General features: G+C 44.4%; 23 protein-coding genes. 7 read left to right on the top strand and 16 right to left on the bottom strand.

Features of this window, described 5'->3' with window-relative positions; all coding sequences use genetic code 11:
* Nucleotides 1-13: 13 nt before the first annotated feature.
* The 4 genes from rbsC to M4S28_RS24200 form a co-directional block, all read right to left on the bottom strand.
* Entirely contained in the window at nucleotides 14-1,000 is a 987-nt protein-coding gene (rbsC, locus tag M4S28_RS24215; protein ID WP_192892037.1) for a ribose ABC transporter permease, read from the bottom strand.
* Nucleotides 997-2,502 carry a ribose ABC transporter ATP-binding protein RbsA gene (rbsA, locus tag M4S28_RS24210; protein WP_102435025.1) on the bottom strand — a complete coding sequence of 502 codons (1,506 nt, stop codon included), beginning with the start codon at nucleotides 2,500-2,502 and terminating at the stop codon, nucleotides 997-999. The genes rbsC and rbsA overlap by 4 nt, the downstream gene beginning before the upstream one ends.
* 99 nt (nucleotides 2,503-2,601) lie before the next feature.
* Entirely contained in the window at nucleotides 2,602-3,021 is a 420-nt protein-coding gene (rbsD, locus tag M4S28_RS24205; RefSeq protein WP_029203033.1) for a D-ribose pyranase, read from the bottom strand.
* A 234-nt stretch (nucleotides 3,022-3,255) separates the two neighbouring features.
* Nucleotides 3,256-3,657, bottom strand: coding sequence for a winged helix-turn-helix domain-containing protein (locus M4S28_RS24200; RefSeq protein WP_249633080.1), 402 nt, complete (start codon nucleotides 3,655-3,657; stop codon nucleotides 3,256-3,258).
* Between the two features lie 389 nt (nucleotides 3,658-4,046).
* On the opposite strand from M4S28_RS24200, the gene M4S28_RS24195 reads away from it, so the two are divergent.
* A complete protein-coding gene (locus tag M4S28_RS24195) occupies nucleotides 4,047-4,667 on the top strand; it encodes a porin family protein (protein ID WP_249633079.1) in 621 nt (206 codons plus the stop codon).
* Nucleotides 4,668-4,848: 181 nt separating this feature from the next.
* Here M4S28_RS24195 and M4S28_RS24190 read toward each other — a convergent pair whose 3' ends face one another.
* A complete protein-coding gene (locus M4S28_RS24190) occupies nucleotides 4,849-5,892 on the bottom strand; it encodes an endonuclease/exonuclease/phosphatase family protein (RefSeq protein WP_102556587.1) in 1,044 nt (347 codons plus the stop codon).
* A 344-nt stretch (nucleotides 5,893-6,236) separates the two neighbouring features.
* Between M4S28_RS24190 and M4S28_RS24185 the strand changes: the two genes are divergently transcribed.
* From M4S28_RS24185 to M4S28_RS24165, 5 genes are all read left to right on the top strand, one after another.
* Nucleotides 6,237-8,132 (top strand): extracellular solute-binding protein, encoded by a 1,896-nt coding sequence (locus tag M4S28_RS24185; protein ID WP_249633078.1) that lies wholly within the window; start codon nucleotides 6,237-6,239, stop codon nucleotides 8,130-8,132.
* Between the two features lie 12 nt (nucleotides 8,133-8,144).
* Entirely contained in the window at nucleotides 8,145-9,233 is a 1,089-nt protein-coding gene (locus M4S28_RS24180; RefSeq protein ID WP_065606030.1) for a microcin C ABC transporter permease YejB, read from the top strand.
* Nucleotides 9,234-9,264: 31 nt separating this feature from the next.
* Nucleotides 9,265-10,287, top strand: a complete 1,023-nt coding sequence (locus M4S28_RS24175) for an ABC transporter permease (protein WP_004730360.1) — start codon at nucleotides 9,265-9,267, stop codon at nucleotides 10,285-10,287.
* A gap of 9 nt (nucleotides 10,288-10,296) precedes the next feature.
* The gene (yejF, locus tag M4S28_RS24170) at nucleotides 10,297-11,967 is read left to right on the top strand and encodes a microcin C ABC transporter ATP-binding protein YejF (RefSeq protein WP_249633077.1); all 1,671 of its coding nucleotides are present in this window, start codon (nucleotides 10,297-10,299) and stop codon (nucleotides 11,965-11,967) included.
* 117 nt (nucleotides 11,968-12,084) lie between these two features.
* On the top strand, nucleotides 12,085-12,633 hold the full coding sequence (locus M4S28_RS24165) for an RNA-binding S4 domain-containing protein (protein ID WP_012600784.1): 549 nt from the start codon (nucleotides 12,085-12,087) through the stop codon (nucleotides 12,631-12,633).
* Nucleotides 12,634-12,749: 116 nt separating this feature from the next.
* On the opposite strand, the gene M4S28_RS24160 is transcribed toward M4S28_RS24165, so the two are convergent.
* Nucleotides 12,750-13,625 carry a LysR family transcriptional regulator gene (locus M4S28_RS24160; protein ID WP_249633076.1) on the bottom strand — a complete coding sequence of 292 codons (876 nt, stop codon included), beginning with the start codon at nucleotides 13,623-13,625 and terminating at the stop codon, nucleotides 12,750-12,752.
* Between the two features lie 106 nt (nucleotides 13,626-13,731).
* On the opposite strand from M4S28_RS24160, the gene M4S28_RS24155 reads away from it, so the two are divergent.
* Nucleotides 13,732-14,694, top strand: a complete 963-nt coding sequence (locus tag M4S28_RS24155) for a nitrilase family protein (RefSeq protein WP_249633075.1) — start codon at nucleotides 13,732-13,734, stop codon at nucleotides 14,692-14,694.
* A 170-nt stretch (nucleotides 14,695-14,864) separates the two neighbouring features.
* Here M4S28_RS24155 and M4S28_RS24150 read toward each other — a convergent pair whose 3' ends face one another.
* From M4S28_RS24150 to M4S28_RS24105, 10 genes are all read right to left on the bottom strand, one after another.
* Nucleotides 14,865-15,308, bottom strand: coding sequence for a F0F1 ATP synthase subunit epsilon (locus tag M4S28_RS24150; protein ID WP_004730391.1), 444 nt, complete (start codon nucleotides 15,306-15,308; stop codon nucleotides 14,865-14,867).
* 14 nt (nucleotides 15,309-15,322) lie between these two features.
* Nucleotides 15,323-16,708 (bottom strand): F0F1 ATP synthase subunit beta, encoded by a 1,386-nt coding sequence (gene atpD / locus M4S28_RS24145; RefSeq protein WP_004730394.1) that lies wholly within the window; start codon nucleotides 16,706-16,708, stop codon nucleotides 15,323-15,325.
* Nucleotides 16,709-16,751: 43 nt separating this feature from the next.
* A complete protein-coding gene (atpG, locus tag M4S28_RS24140) occupies nucleotides 16,752-17,621 on the bottom strand; it encodes a F0F1 ATP synthase subunit gamma (protein ID WP_009844931.1) in 870 nt (289 codons plus the stop codon).
* Between the two features lie 47 nt (nucleotides 17,622-17,668).
* Nucleotides 17,669-19,210 (bottom strand): F0F1 ATP synthase subunit alpha, encoded by a 1,542-nt coding sequence (gene atpA, locus M4S28_RS24135; protein ID WP_009844932.1) that lies wholly within the window; start codon nucleotides 19,208-19,210, stop codon nucleotides 17,669-17,671.
* A 9-nt stretch (nucleotides 19,211-19,219) separates the two neighbouring features.
* Nucleotides 19,220-19,771 carry a F0F1 ATP synthase subunit delta gene (locus tag M4S28_RS24130; RefSeq protein ID WP_009844933.1) on the bottom strand — a complete coding sequence of 184 codons (552 nt, stop codon included), beginning with the start codon at nucleotides 19,769-19,771 and terminating at the stop codon, nucleotides 19,220-19,222.
* An 11-nt stretch (nucleotides 19,772-19,782) separates the two neighbouring features.
* Complete coding sequence (locus M4S28_RS24125; protein ID WP_017074010.1) at nucleotides 19,783-20,253, bottom strand: F0F1 ATP synthase subunit B; 471 nt, start codon at nucleotides 20,251-20,253, stop codon at nucleotides 19,783-19,785.
* A gap of 54 nt (nucleotides 20,254-20,307) precedes the next feature.
* The gene (atpE, locus tag M4S28_RS24120) at nucleotides 20,308-20,544 is read right to left on the bottom strand and encodes a F0F1 ATP synthase subunit C (RefSeq protein ID WP_004730405.1); all 237 of its coding nucleotides are present in this window, start codon (nucleotides 20,542-20,544) and stop codon (nucleotides 20,308-20,310) included.
* Nucleotides 20,545-20,590: 46 nt separating this feature from the next.
* Nucleotides 20,591-21,361: a F0F1 ATP synthase subunit A gene (gene atpB / locus M4S28_RS24115; protein ID WP_017082381.1), complete on the bottom strand. Its 771-nt coding sequence runs from the start codon at nucleotides 21,359-21,361 to the stop codon at nucleotides 20,591-20,593.
* 1 nt (nucleotide 21,362) lies between these two features.
* Nucleotides 21,363-21,764 carry a hypothetical protein gene (locus M4S28_RS24110; protein WP_004730409.1) on the bottom strand — a complete coding sequence of 134 codons (402 nt, stop codon included), beginning with the start codon at nucleotides 21,762-21,764 and terminating at the stop codon, nucleotides 21,363-21,365.
* Nucleotides 21,765-22,660: 896 nt separating this feature from the next.
* Nucleotides 22,661-23,542, bottom strand: coding sequence for a LysR family transcriptional regulator (locus M4S28_RS24105; protein WP_004730410.1), 882 nt, complete (start codon nucleotides 23,540-23,542; stop codon nucleotides 22,661-22,663).
* Nucleotides 23,543-23,564: the final 22 nt, after the last annotated feature.

Genomic DNA, 23,564 nt, shown 5'->3' with positions numbered 1-23,564 from the left:
AAATCAATTTGTATTACTTGTTTTTGTTGTCGACCAATACCGCCAGAAGAATAACCACTGCTTTTGCAATCATCTGGTAGTAAGAAGATACGTCTAGTAGGTTTAGGGCGTTGTTTAGGAAACCGATAATCAATGCACCAATCAAAGTGCCCATGATGCGACCACGACCACCAGCTAAGCTTGTGCCGCCCAGTACTACTGCGGCGATAGCGTCTAATTCGTAGCCCATACCTGCGGTAGGTTGAGCTGATGACAAACGAGATGCCACGATGATGCCTGCAACCGCTGCTAACAGACCACAGATTGCGTAAACACCGATTTTTACTTTGTCTACATCGATACCTGATAGGCGAGTTGCTGATTCGTTGCCACCTAGAGCGTAAACATAACGACCGAAACGTGTGTGGTTCAGTAGGTACCATACCGCTGCGAATACCACGACCATGATCCATACTGGAACAGGGATGCCCATTGCGTAGCCTGTACCGAACCAAGCAAATGCGTCTGCTGTTTCAGTGAAGCCTGTTGAGATCGGACGACCGTCGGTGTAAACCATGGTTACGCCGCGCAATAGAGTCATGGTTACTAGCGTTGCGATGAAAGCTTGAACTTTACCCTTGGCGATAATCACACCACTGATAGCACCCAGTGCTGCACCTGCTACTAGAGCTGTTGGAACGGCGATCATGACCGGGATTTCCATGCCAATCATGCTGGCAGCGAAAGCACCACAAAGCGCAAGTACAGAGCCGACACTCAAGTCGATACCCGCAGTTAAGATAACCAGTGTCATACCCACTGCGATAATTGCATTCACAGAGGTTTGGCGCAGAATGTTCAGGATGTTATCGACAGTAAAAAAGTTTGGATTTAAGAAAGAAACGACAACAATCAGGAAGATCAAAGCAATCAATGATTTTTGATCAATCAGCCATTCTTTGCTGATTAACGGTTTTTTCTTTGGAGCTTCAGTTGTTTTGCTCATGGTTTTAGTACTCATGCTGCGTCCTCGTTGATCTTTTTACCGACCGCACACGCCAGTAATAATTCTTGGTTTGCTTCTTTAGCATCAAATTCACCGCTTACACGGCCTTCATGCATCACCATGATGCGGTCACTCATTCCTAACACTTCTGGCATTTCAGATGAGACTAAAATAATGCTCATGCCGTCGGCTTTAAATTTATTAATGAGTTGGTAAATTTCTTTCTTAGCACCGACATCGACACCACGAGTGGGCTCATCGAGAATCAATACTTTTGGTTTTGTCATCAAGCCTTTAGCGATAGCTACTTTCTGTTGGTTACCACCAGATAGGTTGCCAATGATTTGCTCGCGAGTCGGGGTCTTGATGTTGAACAGTTTGATGAAGTCATCAACCGCCATCACTTCGTCTTTGTGTTGGATTTGACCTTTGTTAGTCAGTAGGTCAAGTGAACATAAAGACATGTTTTCTTTTACTGAAAGCCCTAGAACCAAGCCATCGCCTTTACGGTCTTCAGAGATGTATGCAATGCCATTGGCAAGGCCATCTTTTGGACTAACAGGGTTAATGGTTTTGTTTTCTAAGTTGATGACACCGCGCTCACTCGGAAGAGCGCCGTAAATCACTTTCATCAGTTCGGTACGACCTGCACCCATCAAGCCAGATACACCCAGGATTTCGCCGCGCTTTAGAGTAAAGCTCACGTCGTGAACACCAGAACCCGTCAGGCCAATCACTTCAAGGCAAGTTTCACCGTGGCTTTGGCCGATACGAGGATATTGCTCGTCCAGCTTACGGCCAACCATCATTTCGATTAGGCCATCTTCGTCAGTATCTTTTACTTCACATTGGCCAATGAACTTACCGTCACGAAGCACGGTGATGTCATCACAAATCTCGAAGATCTCTTTCAAGCGGTGAGAGATGTAAACAATGCCGCAGCCTTCAGAACGCAGCTCGTTAATCACCTTAAATAGCGACTCAGTTTCAGTATCGGTTAGTGCATCCGTTGGCTCATCCATGATGATGACCTTAGATTCAAACGATAGGGCTTTCGCGATCTCTACCATTTGTTGCTCACCAAGGCTTAACTGTCCTAAAAGTGTTTTCGAGCTGTGTTTTACATTAAGACGTTTAAGTAGCTTGTCCGCTTCTTGGTACATTTCGTTCCAAAGAATACGACCCATAGTCCCGGTGATTTCACGACCTAAGAAGATGTTCTCGGCGATGGTTAGCTCTGGAATTAGGTTCAATTCTTGGTGAATGATACTAATGCCAGCTTGTTGTGAATCACGAGGTCCTTTAAATGCCGCTGGTTTACCTTGGTAGGCAATAGTGCCGCCATCCAAGTGGTAAATGCCGGTGAGCACTTTCATGAGCGTTGATTTACCTGCACCGTTTTCACCCATTAACGCCATTACGCGTCCTGGGTAAACGTTGAGGCTTGCCTTATCCAGTGCTTTCACACCAGGGAAGGCTTTCTCAATTGAACTAAGTTCTAAAATGGCTTGAGTCATGTCGGTTCCTTTACTCGGGGCCAGTTGTATTTGATTGTTCTGTATATGTATTGTGTTTGTTCAGCAATGACGCTGAACTGTCGTTGCGTTTCGCTTGAGCTAAAACGTTACGCCAGCTTGGAAAATGACATTCGCATATGGTGTGCATTCACCTGTGCGAATCACCGCGCGGCTTTCGTGCGTGCGCTCTTTGAATTCTTCATGAGTGATGTACGTAATCGAAAGCGATTTGCCGCAACGCGCTTCTTCTGTCTTGATTAAATCAATCAGCGCGGCGTGATGTTCAGGGCTGACTTTCGCAAACTCTTCTGCAATCACAACACCTTCAATTTGAGACTCATCCAGCATGGTTTTTACCGTTTGTTGAAAGCTTGGTACACCATGAGTCAGAGCAAGATCAATGCGAGTGACGTGGTCTGGAATCGGTAAGCCCGCGTCACAAATCGTGATTTCATCTGTGTGGCCAAGAGTCGCCACTAGGTAAGAGAGCTCAGAGTTTATTAGGGTACTTTTTTTCATATCACGACCTATCGAAAAATAACGTTTAATGGGTTGAGAACAACTCAAGAAAAAGCCATCGAAACGTTTCGATAGTGATAATAGTGTGTGATTTATCATTTGCACGTTTGATTGTTTTAGAGTGTGATAACGATCATCGAAACGTTTCGATGGGGCGTTTTTTGGTGATCGCAATCACTTTCATCGGCAATTAAGAAGGTAAGGCAACGTAACGTTAACTTAAGGCAAAGGGAGCTAAAGTTTATTCACCGGAACATTTTGAACAGATTCTATAGGGGAGGTTTTAAGGGGTGTTTCTATTGCTACATATCCAGCTTCATTTGTATTGGGTATGACGAACAACGTATAGCCATATCGAGGAATCGTAACAATTTTGATGTTAGATGCTCTCAAGCGAACAAAAACATTCCTTAAGCAATAAATGACATTGGTTAGTGCTTGTGTCGGCACCGTTTCGTTTCCCCAACATGCGTTCACGATGTCTTTTCTAGGGATGGGTTGTCCAGCGCTTTGCGACAGTAGACAAAGCACGGAAAACAAGTGGTGACGTAAATAGATCTTGTTCCCCTGTTTGTTCGTGATGTTTCGAGTATCTACGTTAAGAGTTAGGTCGCCAAAGTGGATTTCGTTATTCATTGTTTTTCGATCTTTCTCATTCTTCATTGTGGAGGAGTGGGTTGGGATAGCAGATAAAGCGCGCGGATTATGCAAAATAACGTCACTGTTGAAAGTAAGCATGCGTAAGTCTGCACGAATAAAATCTAAAAATGGGATGGTTTGAAAATTGATGGGAGGTATTTTTAAGAAATAGATGGATTTTATTTGTCGATTATTCAAATGGTTATTTAGCTATAACTGATTGTGTTGTATGAGATTACAAAGTGATTATATTTTTATTTATTTTTTTGTTTTCTGTGAGATTAACCTGCTTGCTAATTCGACGGGGTGTCGGATAACTCTAACAAGATTGTGCAGCACAGGAAGGCGTAACAATCTTGATTTGCATTAAGTAAGGTCAAGCCGTAATGAACAAAAAATTTCTTCTAAGCATCGCAATGATGTCAGTATTTTCAGCAAACAACGTAATGGCAGCGGACAGCGGTTTCTACCTAGGTGGTGCAATCGGTACGTCTGGTGTGGATGACGGTGGCATGTTTGATTCTGTAAATGTACCCGTTAGCTTTGAAGCAGAAGACACCACATATCGTTTGATTGCAGGTTACAAATTTAATCGCATCGTTGCGATTGAAGCGCAATACACGGACTTTGGTGATGTTGTTGCTAAATCACCAGGTCGTAATGATGGTTTCACTTGGACACCTCAAATCTTTTCAGTAACGGCTAATCTTGGTTACACGTTTGATAATGGCGTTCGTCCATTTGGTACTATCGGTTTATCGACTATTGATCTAGACATGAAGCTTGCAGACGGCTCTCGCCCTTCAGAAAGTGGTTTTGATGATACGGGAGACGGCATCCGTATGGGGGTTGGTGTTGAATACACACCACCTACAATGTCTTCGTTGAGCTTTCGCCTAGCGTACGAAGCCGATGCTTTTGACATCGAAGATAACGACAACGGACACAAGACAGAAGAAACCGTTGTTCTGGACTCTTTTTACTTAGGCGCAATGTACACATTCTAAGTTTCACACCTTGCTAAACGGTAAATCGGTTCTAAATGGGGCGTCGGTTGGCTCAACCCGTTTGGCTAAAGTGGAAAGCCGCAGTTTTTGACTGCGGTTTTTTTCTGTCTGTTACAGCTTGCGTTTTTACATGTTCGGATTAGGTAAGACGCCTGTTTTAAAGCGAACCTGCATCGGGCAGTTAAGCTTCACGAATATGAGCGGTTACAGCAACGATGGCATGGTCCGTACTGAATTGATCGTGCTCGAAGCTTGGATTGATGAGGTGATGATCGACCACTGTGTAATCAGACAATTCCATCAAACTTGAAGAGTTCTGACAATCGAATTCGTTCGACATCAAAATGTAATCCAGTACAGACCCAGAAGCTCCGTAGTAATGGGTTGGTTTACGCTGTTCAAGCAAGTCTTGTTCATGCAATTGATGATAAATATCCCAGCTGTCTTTTAAGCGGAAGTGGGAAAGCCAATGCTTGCTGTTTTCGTCTCGGTTTATTGCGTAACTCAACAGCCCTTTAAACTCATCGTGGAATAATGGTTTATTAAAGTCACCCATCAACACAACAGGCTGATCGGTTTGGTAGCGATGATTGGTGATGTATTGATGCAGCATCTGAGCTTCAAGGCCACGTTGAACACTCGATAACCAAGAGCCAAGTTGTTCTTGGTGGAAGCGAGTGAGCGTGTCACTTTGTGGCTTTGCACCTTGCTGAGCGTTATCCGAATCGACAGATTCAGTTCTTGGCTCCGTCGGACGCTGTGATTTGAAATGCACAACATAACAGTCGGTTGAACCTAAATGAGGCAACGTAATAGTGGCATGAACAGGTGTTCGGTTGAATGAGAAGTTGTCACTAAGGTTGAACGCTTTCAGTAACTTCGAATCTGGCGTAACAGGCTGCACGTTTTCAATCGGGTAACGGGAAGCGATACCAACGACAGGTGAGGTATATAAGTAGTCATCCTCAACGTGTGCACTATCGACAACAGCAAAGTAAGGGTAGCCAAGTTCATTCATTAACTGCTCTAAAGACTGCGGGCTAAATATCTCTTGAAAGCCAATCACATCACAATCTAATGAACGAATCGTTTCAGCCATCCAGTGCTGTTTCTTCTGCCATTCATCGAAGCTGTAGATGTTCTCAAAATCATAGTAAGCATTCGGTGGTTCGAGGTAGTTCAAAAGATTGAACGTTGCGAATGTTATGTGGTTTGGTTTATTCAAAGTGTCATTCCATTTAGACCTAGGCAGCAAGGATACTCCAGTAAAGTATAGTTTGTTGATTATTTGGGGGTTAAGTTTGATTAATTAAGCCAATCAAAGTCAGTGACGCTTCTGTCAGTTACGTTAGTGAGATTATTGTGACGCAGCTTTAGCTTGCTGCGTCATCAAATAAATTCGAGTGGTGACGAGTTAATTGTAAATAAACGGTAAGAGTTAGGGTGCTGATGGTTTTATTAGTTATTACATGATGTTAGATTTGAACCTATACTTGATTTAACGGCATGCATTCAAAGCCGATTAATTAACTTGAATATCGAATTCATGACATTTGAAGGGAGAGTCAAATGGGAACAGTTTTTCGACGCAAAGCCTCGCAGCGCACTCAGTTTTTCAGGTCTAATTTAAAGTCCTGTGCAGTTATGCTGCCGCTTATTGCTTTACAACCCTCCGTTACTTACGCTTCTGATACCCAATCCACTCCTGCTGTCACCGTTATTGAAACCACACAATTGGTTGGTTTTGGTGAAGCAAAATATCCAGCCGACTTCACTCACTTCGATTACGTTAATCCTGATGCGCCAAAGCAGGGCAAAGTGACCTATGGCAGTATAGGTACCTACGATAGCTTTAATCGATTCGGTTCTCGCGGCGTTGCTGCAAGTTATACCGGAGAGATTTACGATACCTTGATGTTTTCTCCGAGCGACGAGATTGATGCGTGCTATCCATTGATTGCTTCAAAGGTTCGCTACGCCAGTGATTTCACTTGGATGGAAATCGACATCAACCCAAATGCTAAATTCCAAGATGGCGAACCTATTACCGCGCACGATGTTGCCTTCACTTTTGACAAGTTTTCAAAAGAAGGTGTGCCTCAGTATCGTGTGTATTACAAAGAGATTAAGTCAGTAAAAGCGGTCTCTGATTTGGTTGTTCGTATTGAAATGAACAGTCCAAACCGCGAAAAACTGTTTAGCTTTGCGCAAAGCACTCGTGTATTGCCAAAACATTTCTGGAAAGACAGAAAACTGTCTGAGCCTCTAAGCGAGCCACCAGTCGGTAGTGGTCCCTATAAGATCATTAGCTATAAATCTGGGCAAAGTGTGACCTACGGCCTAGATGAAAACTACTGGGCAGCAGACCTACCAGTCAACGTTGGCCGTAATAACTTCAAGCAAGTGCAATACGATTACTATCGCGATGACACCGTAATGCTGGAAGCCTTCAAAGCAGGGGAGTTCGATCTTCGAACCGAGAACTCGGCTAAGTTCTGGGCCAACTCTTACACGGGCGCAAACTTCGATAAAGGCTACATCATTAAAGAAGAGATCAACCATGAGAAGCCTGAAACGACTCAAGGTTTTGTCTTCAATATTCAATCTCCAGTGTTCTCTGATCCTAAAGTTCGTGAAGCGTTAACGTACGCGATGGACTTTGAGTGGATGAACAAGAACATGTTTTATGGTCAGTACAAACGGACTCGTAGTTACTTCCAAAACACTGACTATGAAGCGAAAGGCTTACCAAGCGAAGCTGAAGTTGAGTTGTTGTCTCAGTACAAAGATCAGATTCCAGCGCGAGTGTTTACCGAAGAATTCCAACCTTCAGTAACCGACGGCAGCGGCCGTATTCGTAGCCAAATGCGTACCGCTTTCAAACTGCTGAAAGAAGCGGGTTGGGTATTGAAAGACAAAGTGATGACCAACGAAAAGACCGGTAAGACGATGTCATTTGAGTTGTTGATTTACAGCCCAACCACGGAACGAATCGCAACGCCGGTTCAAAAGAATCTCAAGCGCATGGGTATCGAGATGAAGATCCGTACCATCGATACCACCCAGTACATCAAGCGTCTTCGTGATCGTGACTTCGACATGGTTTCGTCGTCATTTTCCGCAAACCCTTATCCTAGCCCGAACTTAATGATCGTTTGGAACTCTAACTACATTGATTCTACTTACAATACTGCAGGTGTGATGGATCCGGTGGTTGACGCGTTAACAGAAGAAATTGCGCGTAACCAACAGCATCCTGAAAAGCTGCTTACGTTAGGTCGTTCACTTGACCGTGTATTGCAGTGGAATTTCTACAACATCCCGCAATGGCACGTCGGTGAATATCGCGTAGCAATGTGGGACAAGTTTGAGCGTCCAGATGTATTGCCTAAATACGATTTAGGTATCGATACATGGTGGATTTCAGAAGAGAAGGCGGCTTTGCTTCCTGAAAAACGTCGCTAGGAGTTAGTTAGCATGGCCGCGTATATATTTCGGCGTTTATTGTTGGTGATCCCCACGCTGTGGGCGATCATCACCATCAACTTTTTCATCATCCAGATAGCGCCTGGAGGTCCGGTAGAGCAAGCCGTTGCTCAACTAGAAGGGCACAACTCTGGCATCATGGAGCGCTTTTCTGGTGGTGGACAAGAAGTTGATTTAAGCGAAAGTGACCAAGCGTCTGCAAGCGGCTATAAAGGCTCTCGCGGGCTTGATCCTGAAGTGGTTGAAGAGATCAAAAAACAGTTTGGTTTTGATAAGCCGATTCACGTTCGCTACTTCGATATGTTGAAAAACTACGCGACCTTTAACTTTGGTGAAAGCCTGTTTAAGGGAGGTAACGTCATTGACCTCATCATCGAGCGGCTGCCTGTTTCCATCTCCTTGGGATTGTGGAGTACCTTAATCATCTACGTGATCTCGATACCTCTAGGCATCATGAAGGCGATACATCACGGCTCTCGCTTTGATATTTGGTCGAGTGCGGTGATCATTGTTGGCTATGCCGTTCCAGGTTTCTTGTTTGCGATTATCCTGATTATTTTGTTTGCGAGTGGTAACTACTTCAGTTGGTTCCCATTGCGTGGGTTAGTGTCGAGTAACTTCGACCAGCTCAATTGGTATCAGCAAATAGGCGACTATTTCTGGCACTTAGCTTTGCCTATTTTTGCGATGGTCATCGGCGGCTTTGCCACACTGAGCATGCTGACCAAAAACTCCTTCCTTGATGAGATCAATAAGCAATATGTGGTGACCGCGCGAGCGAAAGGTTTGGACGAGAGCAGTATTCTCTACAAGCACGTTTTTCGTAATGCCATGTTGATCATTATTGCCGGTTTTCCAAGCGCGTTTATTAGTATTTTCTTCACGGGTTCTATGTTAATTGAAGTGATGTTTTCACTCGAAGGCATCGGCCTGCTCGGCTTTGAATCGACCATTCAACGAGATTACCCAGTGGTGTTCAGTTCTCTCTATATCATGACCTTGCTTGGCTTGGTGCTGAGCATTATCTCCGACCTGACTTATACCTGGGTTGATCCTCGAATTGATTTTGAAGCGCGTTAATGGCGAACGAATAACAAGGTATTGATAATAAATGTTTAACAACCCTTTAGCTGAAGCTCGTTGGTTACGTTTTAAAGCAAACAAGCGTGGTTTTATCTCCCTTTGGATATTTACCATTTTGTTTGGATTGAGCCTGTTCGCTGAGATCATTGCAAACGACAAGCCACTCTTGGTGTCTTATGATAATCAGTGGTTTGTACCTGTTATCAATGAGTACGCTGAGACAGAATTTGGCGGCGAGTTTGAAACCGAAGCCGACTACAAAGATCCTTATGTTATCGAACTCATTGAAGACAGCGGTTACATCGTGTGGCCAATCATTCCTTTTAGCTACGATACGATAAACTTCGATATTTCGGGCGCGGTGCCATCGGAGCCAGATTCAGTGAACTGGCTTGGAACCGATGATAAAGGGCGCGATGTGCTAGCTCGCATCATTTATGGTTTTCGTATCTCTGTTCTGTTTGGTTTCATTCTGACGATTGTATCGAGCGTTGTCGGTGTCGTAGTCGGCGCGACACAAGGTTATTACGGTGGTTGGGTCGACTTGTTTGGGCAGCGCTTTATTGAAGTCTGGTCTGGAATGCCGACCCTGTTCTTGCTGATCATTCTGTCGAGCTTTATTGAGCCTAATTTCTGGTGGTTGCTCGGGATTATGGTGTTGTTCAGTTGGATGAGTTTGGTTGGGATTGTTCGAGCTGAATTCTTACGCTGTAGAAACTTTGATTACGTAAGAGCCGCGCAAGCCATGGGTGTCGACGATAAACGCATTATGCTTCGCCACATGCTACCCAACGCGATGGTGGCATCGTTAACCATGATGCCGTTTATCCTTTCTGGCTCGGTCACTACGTTAACCTCATTAGATTTCTTAGGCTTTGGTTTGCCTGCGGGTTCGCCTTCATTAGGTGAGCTATTGGCGCAAGGTAAAGCTAACTTGCAAGCGCCTTGGCTTGGCATCTCTGCTTTCGTCGTACTTTCTCTGATGTTGACGTTACTTGTCTTCGTTGGTGAAGCGGTGCGTGATGCTTTCGACCCACATCAACAGAAGTAAGGATAGGTCATGACTTCAAATACAGTTCCTGCTTCCAATAACGTTTCTACTGCAAGATCAGCAACAGGTAGTTCCGACACGTCTCCAGTTCTAACCATAGATAAATTGTCTGTCGGTTTCGGGCGAAAAGATTCGATAGAACAAGTGACGCAAGATGTCTCTTTAGAAATATACAAAGGTGAGACACTCGCGCTGGTGGGCGAGAGTGGCTCCGGTAAATCGGTTACGGCTAATTCGATTTTAAAGCTGTTACCAAAAGGCTCATCTCATTACTTAAACGGTAAGATTAATTTCTCTGGTACCGATATCCTGAGTTGTTCTGAAAGACAGCTGCGCGGGATTCGTGGTGGCCGCATCGGCATGATCTTCCAAGAGCCTATGGTTTCGCTTAACCCACTTCACCGAGTCGGTAAGCAGCTAGTTGAAACTCTTTCTATTCACCGAGGAATGCGAACCAATAAAGCTCAAGCCTTGGCGATAGAGTGGCTTTCAAAGGTGGGTATTCGTTACCCAGAGCAGAAGATATCAGCGTACCCGCACGAGCTATCAGGTGGAGAGCGTCAGCGTGTGATGATTGCGATGGCACTGATCAACGAACCTGAGCTGCTTATCGCTGACGAGCCGACGACGGCATTGGATGTGTCGGTACAAGCGCAGATTTTGGATTTGTTGAAGGACCTACAACAAGAGCTGGGTATGGCGATGCTTTTCATCACCCATGATTTGAGTATCGTTCGTCAAATTGCCGACAGAGTGGCAGTAATGAAAGATGGCCGAGTCGTGGAAAGCAATGACTGCCAAACACTTTTTAATGCGCCAGCTCATCCATACACGCAAAAGCTTATCAACTCTGACCCGAAAGGTTTACCTGTACCGGTTTCTTCTGACAGTAAACCTTTGCTTGATGTTAACCAACTTCGTGTTTGGTTCCCGATTACGGGCGGTTTATTCAAGCGAACCATTTCTCATGTCAAAGCCGTAACAGACATGGAGTTCACTTTGAAGAAAGGGCATTCCATCGGTTTAGTTGGCGAAAGTGGCTCTGGCAAATCGACAACCGGTATGGCGATACTCAAATTAGTGGATAGCGAAGGGTCAATTACCTACTCGAATGAACAGCTGCAAGGTTTAGACCGCAAAAAGATGCTTCCATTTAGAAGCCGTATGCAAGTGGTCTTTCAAGACCCATTTTCTGCGTTGAACCCGAGAATGTCAGTTGCTCAAGTGATTGGTGAGGGTTTGTTAGTGCATCAACAATTGGATGAGAATGAACTCGACCAACGCATCTGTGACGTAATGAAAGAGGTCGACTTAGACCCAGAAACTCGCCACCGTTACCCCAACGAATTTTCTGGAGGCCAAAGGCAGCGTATTGCGATTGCTCGTGCTTTGATCCTTAAACCAGAGTTTATCTTGCTCGATGAGCCAACATCGTCATTAGACAGAACCGTCCAAGCTCAAGTGCTGGATTTGCTGAAGTCACTTCAAGAAAAGTATGGCCTAACCTATCTGTTTATCAGCCATGATCTGAATGTTGTGAAATCCCTGTGTCATTACACCATCGTGATGAAAGCTGGCGAGGTAATAGAGAAGGGTGACACTGAGACTTTGTTTGGTAATCCGCAGCATGAATACACCAAGCAACTTGTGAGTCTTTCCAATGTTGGTGGGACGTTATAACGAAGGTGTCAGCACTAAAACAAATAATGACCTGATCAATTCAACATGGTCATTTAGTTGTTTTAAGATTACACTGCGCCCAATATTTCAGAAGTACATATTTAGGTAGAGGTCACCATGGACCAAGAACATTACGAAGACGCTGATTACGAAGGCCAAGAGCTGGGCGAAGAAGGCGAAGAGATTGAAATTGAAGCAATTGGTATTGATGTTTCATCACAGCCAATCGAGCTCTACAAAGTGTTTAAAATTGCTAACCTAGTGAGTGGTGGCGGAGAAGCTAAACACATCATCTCTGAAGGCTACGTAGCGGTAAATGGTGAGCTAGAAACCCGTAAGCGTCGTAAAATGTACGATGGCGACTTCTTTGAATTCAACCAAGAATACTATGTAGTGGTGTGTGATCAGCCAGTACAAGAAGAATCAGAAAAGCCGAAAAAGAAAGAAGCGCCTAAAAAAGAGAACAAGGCGAAGAAAGGTCAGTCTAAAAAGGATTCTAAGAAGAAAGAATCTAAGAAAAGCAAAGCAGAAATGCTAAGCGCAACGGCTGAACCAAAGAAAGAGAAAAAAGAGAAGAAGAAAGAAAACAAACCGAAAAAGAAAGCGGATACGCCGAAGCCAACACGTGACGACAAAAGCGGCCGTAACTCGATTGAATTCTTCTAAAATTATTACTTTGAAACGTAAGCACCGTTAGACCCAGGTTTACGTTAAACAGATATCAAAAGGCTCACTATTTAGTGAGCCTTTTTTGTAGGTGTAAATTAGGTCCTGACCTAATTTTATTTTTGATGAGCCACAAACTCTACAAACCTATCCCTAAGTGGGTTTTCACTCTCTCCATTCCATATCAACCCGACTGGCCAAGTGGCGTGTTCACCTTGTAATGCAATGAATTCCACATCGGTGTTACTAATGTACTGCGCGCTGTTTGGCACAATAGTGAAACCGATATTGGCCGAAACTAACGCCAGTAGGGTAAGAATGTCGTCGGCTTCTTGTGTCTTTGATAAGTCGATTTTATTGGAAAGACAATATTGTTGGATCTGTCTGTCTAATCCGGGGCCGCGATGTTGGGCGAGCTTTAAATAAGGCCATTTCGATAACTTAGAGAGAACCTGATCGTTGCCTGGCGCTTGTTTGAGGAGATCTTTGTGTACCGCTATTACAAGGGAATCATTGAACAGAGTTAGACTTTCCAAACCCACAGAGTTGGGTATCCGATTGAAGCTGATATCGAGTTCGTGACTCAATAACTCATCCGTCTGCTGCTTAGAAGGTGTGTCATTTAAGGTGATGTGAACGTCTGGGTATTGCTGTTTATAAGCCGCAATAAGCTTGGGCGCTTCATGATAAGTGGAAACACCAAAGCCAATGTTCAAATGCCCCTGAGTTCCGTTCACCACAGAGCCTGACAGTTGTTCAAACGCCTGCATAGAATGAACCAAACGTTGGGCTTCTGCCAGTAACGTTTTGCCTGCGTGCGTCAGCTCTGCGCCATTCCTGCCACGAGAAAACAAAGATGCCCCAATGTTGGATTCAAGTCTTTGAATCTTTTTAGTGAGTGCCGATTGAGTGATGTAGAGCTGCTCTGATGCCAAGCGGTAATTGCCTGATTTAGCTAGCTGACAAAATGCCTTCAGTAGATCAAATTCCATTCCAAGTACTCATTGAATTGAGAATATCTTTCATTATATGGAATTGAATCGATTTTTTATACTGAGTCCATACCAAATCAGATTAAGCGAAATTCGAGGACGAATCATGAAGAGAGACATCAAAGTAGCGTCGGTTCAATTTAATCACCACGCAGGTGACAAGGCATATAACTTGTCGCTTATAGAGCAATACGTTCAACAGGCTGCGAACAGTGGTATAGAGATCATCAGTTTCCCAGAGATGTGTATCACCGGTTATTGGCATGTGTCTGTTTTGTCGAGAGATGATATAGAAGCGCTAGCGGAGCCCGTACCGAGAGGCGAATCGACTCAAAAACTAGTTTCGTTGGCAACGCAATTTGGAATGAGTGTTGGCGTGGGCTTGATAGAGCAGGGCGCGGATGGCGAGCTATACAACACCTACGTATTCGCCATGCCAAATGGAGAAGTTCAGAAACACCGTAAACTGCACACCTTCGTTAGCCCGCACATGAGCAGTGGTGATCAATACACGGTGTTCGATACGCCGCATGGTTGCAAAGTGGGTATCTTGATTTGTTGGGATAACAACTTGGTCGAAAATGTCAGGATCACTGCTTTGAAAGGTGCAGATATATTGATCGCGCCACATCAGACGGGCGGTTGTCATTCACGAAGCCCGAATGCGATGAAGCGCATTGACCCAGAGTTATGGTTTAACCGAGATGAAAACCCAGAGGCGATTCGTGCTGAAATGCAGGGTAAGAATGGGCGCGAGTGGTTAATGCGTTGGCTGCCTGCAAGAGCGCACGATAACGGCCTGTTTGTGGTGTTCAGTAATGGTGTCGGCGTTGATATGGATGAAGTTAGAACCGGTAATGCGATGATTTTGAGCCCTTATGGGGAAATCATGACCGAGACTGACAGCGTTGATAACGACATGGTGATTGCAGAGCTAAAAGCAGAAGAGTTAGAGATGTGTACGGGCAGACGTTGGATTCGTGGTCGTAAGCCAGAGCTTTATCATTCACTTACACAGCCTCTTGGTCATGAGCTAGATCCGCACCAAGCGCGTTTTGCTGAGAAGTAATGTGAAGATGCTAGTGGATAAGGCGAGTAAATAAGGAGTCGGCAGGGAAGGGGTTGATTCAATAACATCGGATGTAGTCTACCCACTTAAACTGTTTTTAAGTGGATAGACTATTTACATGTTAAGCATTAAGCATTAAGCATTAAGCATTAAGCATCTAAGTTCTATTCTCAGTGGCGGGTGCGAGAAGACGTCAGTTCTGATGCGCGAAGCTGGGCGACGGCTTTTGCTAGTTCAAGCTGAGCTTGTGCAAAGTTGATGTCTACATTGCCCTTATTGATATTTTCTAGAGCTGCATATTTCGCTTCTTCTGCGCGAGCGCGGTCAATATCTTGGCCGTGCAAGGCAGTATCGGCTAACACCGTTACCACATCCGGCTGAACTTCGAGCATTCCGCCAGAGACATAAAGCACTTGCCCTTCTGATTTAGGATCTGTGACAAACACTGTTACGCCCGGCTTGATCTTACTGAGAAGCGGGGAGTGACCGGGGCGGATCCCCAGCTCACCGTCAGCGCCAGAAACGGCTAGGGCATACGCTGGACCTGAAAACAGCGTACCTTCCGCACTTACAATATTAAGTTGAAATGTATTATCTGTAATTCCGATAGCCATGGTGCACCTGCCTCTTAGAGTGATTTTGCTTTGTTAAGCACTTCGTCGATAGAGCCACAGTACAAGAATGCCTGCTCTGGGATATCGTCATATTCGCCGCCTAACAGGCCTTTAAAGCCTCTTAGTGTTTCGCTTAACGGTACAAATACACCTTTCTGACCGGTAAACACTTCGGCTACGTGGTAAGGCTGAGTTAAGAAACGTTCAATCTTACGAGCGCGAGATACGGTCTGTTTGTCTTCAGTAGACAGCTCATCCATACCAAGAATCGCGATGATGTCTTTTAGCTCTTTGTAGCGTTGCAGCGTTGTTTGGACTTTTTGTGCAATGTCATAGTGCTCTTGACCAACCACAAGCGGGTCCAATTGGCGAGATGTTGAATCCAATGGGTCGATTGCAGGGTAGAGGCCCAATGCCGCGATATTACGAGACAGTACAACGGTCGCATCTAAGTGAGCAAAGGTTGTTGCTGGTGATGGATCGGTCAAGTCATCCGCAGGTACGTATACCGCTTGGATAGACGTGATAGAGCCTTGTCTAGTCGAGGTGATACGCTCTTGAAGCACACCCATCTCTTCAGCGAGTGTTGGTTGGTAACCTACTGCAGAAGGCATACGACCTAACAGCGCTGACACCTCAGTCCCTGCAAGCGTGTAACGGTAAATGTTATCAATGAACAACAGTACGTCACGACCTTCATCACGGAAGCGCTCAGCCATAGTCAGGCCTGTAAGTGCAACACGTAGACGGTTTCCCGGTGGCTCGTTCATTTGGCCGTAAACCATGGCTACTTTGTCTAGTACACCCGCTTCTTTCATCTCGTAGTAGAAGTCGTTACCTTCACGAGTACGCTCACCAACACCGGTAAATACAGAGAGACCTGAGTGGGCTTTTGCGATGTTGTTGATAAGCTCCATCATGTTGACGGTTTTACCTACGCCAGCACCACCGAACAGACCGATTTTACCGCCCTTAGCGAACGGACAAATAAGGTCGATAACTTTAACGCCAGTCTCAAGAAGTTCAGTGCTGTTGGCTTGTTCTTCATAAGAGGGTGCTTCACGGTGAATTTCGTAGCTTTCTTTTTGACCGATTTCACCGCATTCATCGATAGGCTGACCAAGAACGTTCATGATACGGCCTAAGGTTTCTTCGCCCACAGGAACGGTGATTGGAGAACCGGTGTTTTCAACAGTTAGGCCACGGCGCAAGCCATCTGACGTACCCATTGCAATACAACGAACGATACTGCCACCCAGTTGTTGCTGAACTTCCAATACGAGCGAGCTTGCTTCCTCGCTAGTCACTTTCAATGCATCATAAACGCGTGGGCTGTTGCCGCCGCTGAACTCGACGTCTACCACCGCGCCGATAACCTTAACTATTTTTCCAACACTCATCTCTAAATCCTCAAATTCTATTCTTAACCCACTCTTTCTGCCCTTAGACAGCTTGAGCACCTGAGACTATTTCACTCAGTTCTTGGGTAATGGCAGCCTGTCGCGCTTTGTTGTATACCAACTGCAAATCATCGATGAGTTGGCCTGCGTTATCGGTCGCCGCTTTCATGGCCACCATTCGGGCTGCTTGCTCACAGGCAATGCTCTCTACGATGCCTTGATACACTTGCGATTCAATGTATCGATGTAACAGCTCAGAGAGGATGTCTCTTGGTGCTTGCTCATAGATGTAGTCCCAACGACGTGCTTTTTTCGCGCCTCCATCGGCCTCAGAATCTGAAGGGTGTGGCAGCAACTGCAAGGTCGTTGGTTCTTGAACCATGGTGTTGATGAACTGGTTATAAACGAGATACAAGCTGTCGATTTTTTCGTCGTCGTAATGCCCTAGCATCGCGTTAACCGTACCTAAAATGTCTTCTAATTTAGGCGCGTCACCAAGGCCTGACGTTTGCGCGATAACATTGCCGCTGCGTTGGAAGAACGAGATAGCCTTAGATCCCACTAAGGTTGTTTCTACCTCGACTCCCTTGGTGCGCCATTGCTCCATTTCTTCTAACACTTTCTTGAACAAGTTCGAGTTCAAGCCACCACATAAGCCCCGATCGGACGAAATAATGATGTAAGCAACGCGTTTTGGTTCACGCTGTTGAAGGTAGGGATGCTGGTATTCCAGCGACCCTGATGCGACATGAGAGATAACTTTGCGCATGTTCTCCGCATATGGACGTGTTAGCGTCATATTGTCTTGAACCTTACGCATCTTACTTGCCGCAACCATCTCCATTGCACTGGTGATTTTCTGAGTGTTACTAACACTGCCTATCTTGGTGCGAATTTCTTTAGTATTTGCCATTATCTGCTCCTAATTTGCTTTGATTTCCAGCCAACAAACCGGAGCGTTTACCAAGCTTTCAACGCTACAAAGTCACCGAGAAGCTTTGCAAGAGCGCCATCAATTTCATCGTTGTAGTCACCATTAGCGTTGATGGTGTCGAACAACTCTGGGTTTTGACCTTTTGCGTAAGCAATCAATTCTTCTTCAAAACGCGCAATTTTGTTCAACTCTACGTCAGCCAAATAGCCTTTTTCTGCTGCGTAGATAACCGTTGCTTGTTCAGCGACAGACATCGGCGAGTATTGCTTTTGCTTCATCAGTTCGGTTACACGCTCACCATGATCAAGCTGCTTGCGCGTCATGTCGTCTAAGTCAGAAGAGAACTGAGCAAATGCGGCTAACTCTCGGTATTGAGCTAACGATGTACGGATACCACCCGACAGTTTCTTGATGATCTTGCACTGAGCCGCGCCACCCACACGAGATACCGAGATACCTGGGTCAACTGCAGGACGTAGACCTGAGTTGAATAGTTGGGTTTGTAGGAATACCTGACCATCAGTAATTGAGATTACGTTGGTTGGTACAAACGCAGATACGTCACCCGCTTGAGTTTCAATGATAGGAAGCGCTGTCAGTGAGCCTGTTTGGCCTTTCACTTCACCGTTCGTAAACTTCTCTACATATTCCGCATTAACTCGTGCTGCACGTTCTAGTAGGCGTGAGTGGAGGTAGAATACGTCGCCAGGGAAGGCTTCACGACCCGGTGGACGCTTAAGTAGCAATGAGATTTGACGGTAAGCGACGGCTTGTTTTGATAGGTCATCATAGATGATCAATGCATCTTCACCGCGGTCACGGAAGTATTCGCCCATGGTGCAACCTGCATAGGGGGCTAGGTATTGAAGCGCTGCTGATTCTGATGCTGACGCCACAACAACGATGGTATTTTTAAGCGCATCGTGGTCTTCGAGTTTACGAACAACGTTGGCGATAGTGGAGGCTTTCTGGCCAATAGCCACATACACGCATTTGATGCCAGAATCTTTTTGATTGATGATCGCATCGATAGCTAACGCTGTTTTACCAGTCTGACGGTCACCGATGATAAGTTCACGTTGACCGCGACCGATAGGCACCATGGTGTCTACCGCTTTATAGCCTGTCTGAATGGGCTGATCGACGGACTTACGCTCGATTACGCCGGGTGCAATTACTTCTACAGGGTCGAGCCGGTCACAACTCACTGGGCCTTTGCCATCGATTGGCTCGCCTAATGTGTTCACTACACGGCCAAGCAGTCCGTTACCGACAGGCACTTCCAAGATACGGCCAGTACCTTTCACTTTCATACCTTCAGATAGGTCAGTGTAGGGGCCCATAACTACGGCACCGACTGAGTGGGTATCTAGGTTAAGTGCGAGGGCGTATTTGCCTCCTGGAAGCTCGATCATCTCACCCTGCATGACATCCGCAAGGCCGTTTATGGTAATGATGCCGTCACGAACCGAGACTATGGTGCCTTCGTTGCGAGCTTCGGTGCTCACATTAAATTTCGAGATGCGATCTTTGATTAGATCGCTGATTTCATTTGAATTTAATTGCATAATTGTTACCTATCTCGCGTGAAGTTGATGGGCTAATCGGTTAATTGATGTGTTCAAAGAACCATCGATGACGGTTTCACCCGCCTTGATGACGATCCCGCCAACCAGCGAGTCATCAATAACCTGTTCCATTTCAACCTGACGTTCTAATTTCTTCTCAAGTGCAGCAGTGAGTGATGTAACTTGATCTTGTGTAAGCAATTCTGAACTGGTGACAGTGACAGGGATTACACGTTCATGTTCGTCCTTTAGGTCGCTGAACAAGTTAAACAAGTCTCTGATCACTGCAAGACGGCCATTCTCAGCCAAGACTTTAATGAGATTAATGACGTGGTCATCAACGAGTCCTTGGCAAACGTGAATGATGAGATTGACCAGTTCTTCAGATTGCTGTGTGTGAACACCTTCTGCTGATGAAATCTGTTTAGCGATCGTTTCTTCTTCCGCCACAGTCACAAGAATCGACAGCATTGAGTGCCACTCTTGCAACTTGTTTTCACCTAAAGCAAAGTCGAACGATGCTTTAGCGTAGGGATGAGCAATATTGGTGTAATCTGACATATTGCCTCCGTTTAGAGTTCGCTTATCATTTGATCAACTAACGCTCGGTTCGTTTCGGAATCTAGGTTTTTGCTGATCAATTTCTGTGCACTTTGAATAACAGCATCTGCCATATCCGCTTGAAGTTCACGGCGTAACTTTTGACGTTCGCCTTCTAGCTCAGCTCTACCTTGTTCTAAGATACGTGCTTTTTCTTGCTCACCTTCTTGGTGAGCTAAGGTGATGATTTCGTTGCGGCGTTTTTTGCCTTGCTCAATCAGTTCAGTCACATTTCTTTTCGCATCGGCGACGAGTTGTGCGCCATTTGATTTTGCTAGTTCTAGCTCTTTCGCTGCATTCTCTGAGTGGCGTAAACCATCAGCGATTTCTTTTTGGCGCTCGTCTAACATCGCGGTGAGAGGGGGCCATACATATTTCATGCATAGCCAAACAAAAATCACGAATGAGATTGCTTGACCAAACATGCTGGCATTTAAGTTCATACCTTCCTCACTAAATCTTGATTATTTACAAATCGATCTTTTCAAAGCTTTTCATTAAGCCACGGCAAAGATGATGTATAGACCGATACCAACACCAATCATCGGTACAGCATCCACAAGACCCATCATGATGAAGAATTGAGTACGAAGCATTGGAGTAAGGTCTGGTTGACGAGCTACACCTTCAAGGTATTTACCTGCTAAGTTACCAATACCAGATGCTGCACCTGCTGCACCTAAACCGATCAGTAATGCACCCGCTACATATAAAACTGCGCTTACGATATCCATTTGTATCTCCGATAAATAATGTGTTAGTTAATTTTTTAGTTATTAATTAATGGTGTTCTTCTGTTGCCATCGCTAAATAAACAACGGTCAGTACCATAAATATAAATGCTTGCAAGAATACGATTAATATGTGGAATAAGGCCCATGGAACACTCAGTGCCCATTGCATCCACCAAGGCATTAGTGCGATAAGGATGAATATCATCTCGCCTGCATACATATTTCCGAATAATCGTAAGCCTAGTGATATTGGCTTTGAAATTAATGTTATTAATTCAAGAACAAAGTTAACAGGATATAAAAGAGGGTTATCAAATGGCTGAGTAGTTAGCTCTTTGATAAAGCCTTTCAAACCTTTATTTTTAAACGTATAAGTTAACAATAAAATAAACACACCGAGTGCCATCGACATTGGGATATTTACATCCGCTGTCGGTAGGTCTCTAAAGTGTTCTAAACCCATTACACGAGTTAACCCTGGTATTAAATCTATAGGCAATAGGTCGACTGCATTCATTAACAACACCCAAACAAAAGTGGTTAATGCCAGTGGCCCTATTAATTTATCCTCCGCTTGAAAAATCTCTTTGACTAGGTTGTTAACGAAATCAAAGATAAGCTCGATAAAACATTGAAAACGACCTGGAACACCGCTAGTGCCCTTGGTCACTACATATCGAAAAGCTCCAATAAACAGTAAACCCGTGATCCAAGATACCAACATTGAGTCAATGTTGAACGCCCAGAAACCATCACCTGTAGTTAAGAAGGTTAAGTGATGCTCTATGTATTCGTGAGCGGTAGTGACTTGATCCATACTACACGTACTCCGATCTTGTAGAGGCAGTAATAAATGGTGTTAAGAAGTACCCAATCATTGTGAAAATATACGCGTATAATATTACTGGGTTATCCAATTTAAAAAACTGGAATGCCAAGATAAACATTAAGAACGTATAGGTTATTTTCACGACACGACTCATTTGCATTAAGTCACGTAAACTATAATTAGGATTCTTGTGCACCTTAAGGCTTGCATATATAAAACCAAACAGCGGTGGTAACATCGCGATTACGACACCCAAAGCTGAAGACTCCATATCTACTTTATTACCAAAAAACACTTCATATAAAACTACACCGACGGCTAATACTATTTGGCAGAGAACAACTCTTTTAGCAGCAACAAGGATGTCGCTACTTATCCCATTAAGCCTCATAATAAAACCTTATATTTAACAGTGTAAGTCAATATAAAACACAGTTTGAATATGTTTTGTTACTAGCACTTACTTGTTAATAGCAATTTGACTTGTTAATAAACCTTTACTTGTTAACAAAGAAATAATCTTTCTGGCTTTATATCTCCTGACGAAATTAAACGTTAAAAACTAACTCGCTATCGTTTCGACAAAATATAAACTACGCCTAAAATTATGTGATCAAAACGACAAATATCGGCATCAATAATTCCATTTTTGAAATGAGTGTTTTTCATTTATGAAAGTAATAGTTCTATTATTAAAACCATGAATATTTAAAATGCTTTGTTTATAGCGAGAAAATGGAGGTTTTACCCAGAAAATTAGAGAGAAAAAATATTAAGATATGACGTTATCAATTAAGCATATTCAATGACTTAGAGTCTTTTCTAAATGTGATGACGGGTTGGTATTCGAAGCGGGGTATAACCAAGATTTTGTTGATATTGGAAGGTTTCGTTTGTGCAGTGAAATAGCAGTATGGTGCTCCTTATCATTAAGCTAATATTTTTTAATATCGTTATCATATTTTCATTATTGATGTATTGGAACGCGAATCAACACGCCCAGCACCGGGTTCAAGATGAAAATTTGATGAAAAATTCAGCGTCCAACCACTTATGCAACAAGATCTAGGGTCAATGATGAGGGCGAGGAAACATACATACAGATGGAAAATACGGGTTAATTGACTCAAAAATAGAGGTATCGCTGAGGTTGGGTCGAATTATTATCGGACGAATTCGCAGAGTATCGACCCAGAAATCACAGTTTCAATACAGAAATAATCGGAATCTAAAGATGTTTGTCGTATCAATAGGCCTATAGGAAGCGCATTCATTCATGTTTTTCTATTACTCTTCATAGCTTAGGTATTGAATACACAAGTCATGAAAGGCTTGTGCTTGTGGCGAGATCGTACGGTCAGCCAATCTGAAAATACCGATCTGACGCTGTAAGGGCGGGTCAATCAACGGAATCCACACCAAGCGGGTTTCATTGGTTGGGAAAGCCAGTTTAGGCAGCGTGGTGACGCCTATCCCGAGTTCTAACACCGAAAACAACGAAGTGATGTTCTCTACTGAATACAGAGCCTGTTCGCTGAGCATTCGTGCGGGTGTTGGGTCAAGTAGGGTACAAGTACCGTTGCGAATGAAGGGTTGTTTTAACAAAGTTTGCCATTCGATTCCCTCTCGTTGAGAGGCGATGGGGTTGTCTTTGAGGCAGACCACACCAATAGGGTCAGAGAGCAAAGGCGTGAAATCGATGCTCTCTTCTTCTAAATGGGAGCTATTTCCGAGGGCAACATCCACCTCTCCAGAGAGTAATCTCGCTTCCACACCTGCCGCATTATCGTCAATTAAGCTGACCTCAACATTGGGGTACTTTTCGCAAAAAGCCCCTAAAACACTAGGGATTAGTTTTGCGGCCACTGAAGGGACACTCGCTATTCGAACTCGCCCTTGTTGGCCAGCTGCTGCAGCACGGAGGTCGTTATCTAATGCCTTGTAAACATTTAAGAATTGAATGATTTTCGGTAAACATATTTCGCCAAAAGGTGTCAGCGTCGATTTGTTGCCCGTTTCAAACAGTGGTTGGCCGAGAATTTTTTCTAGCTCTTTTATCGATGTTGAAAGTGCCGCTTGCGAGCGATTTGCTCGGTGAGATGCCGCTCTAAATCCGCCTTCTTCGACCACTAAAACAAAATGTTTTAACTGTTGTAGCTTAATACTCATGACAGGAATCCTTCTCTAGGCC

The organism is Vibrio sp. J383 (assembly GCF_023503985.1).
GTDB lineage: Bacteria > Pseudomonadota > Gammaproteobacteria > Enterobacterales > Vibrionaceae > Vibrio > Vibrio splendidus.
The sequence above is the reverse complement of the archived record's forward strand: the minus strand, read 5'-3'. Positions and strand labels throughout refer to the sequence as shown.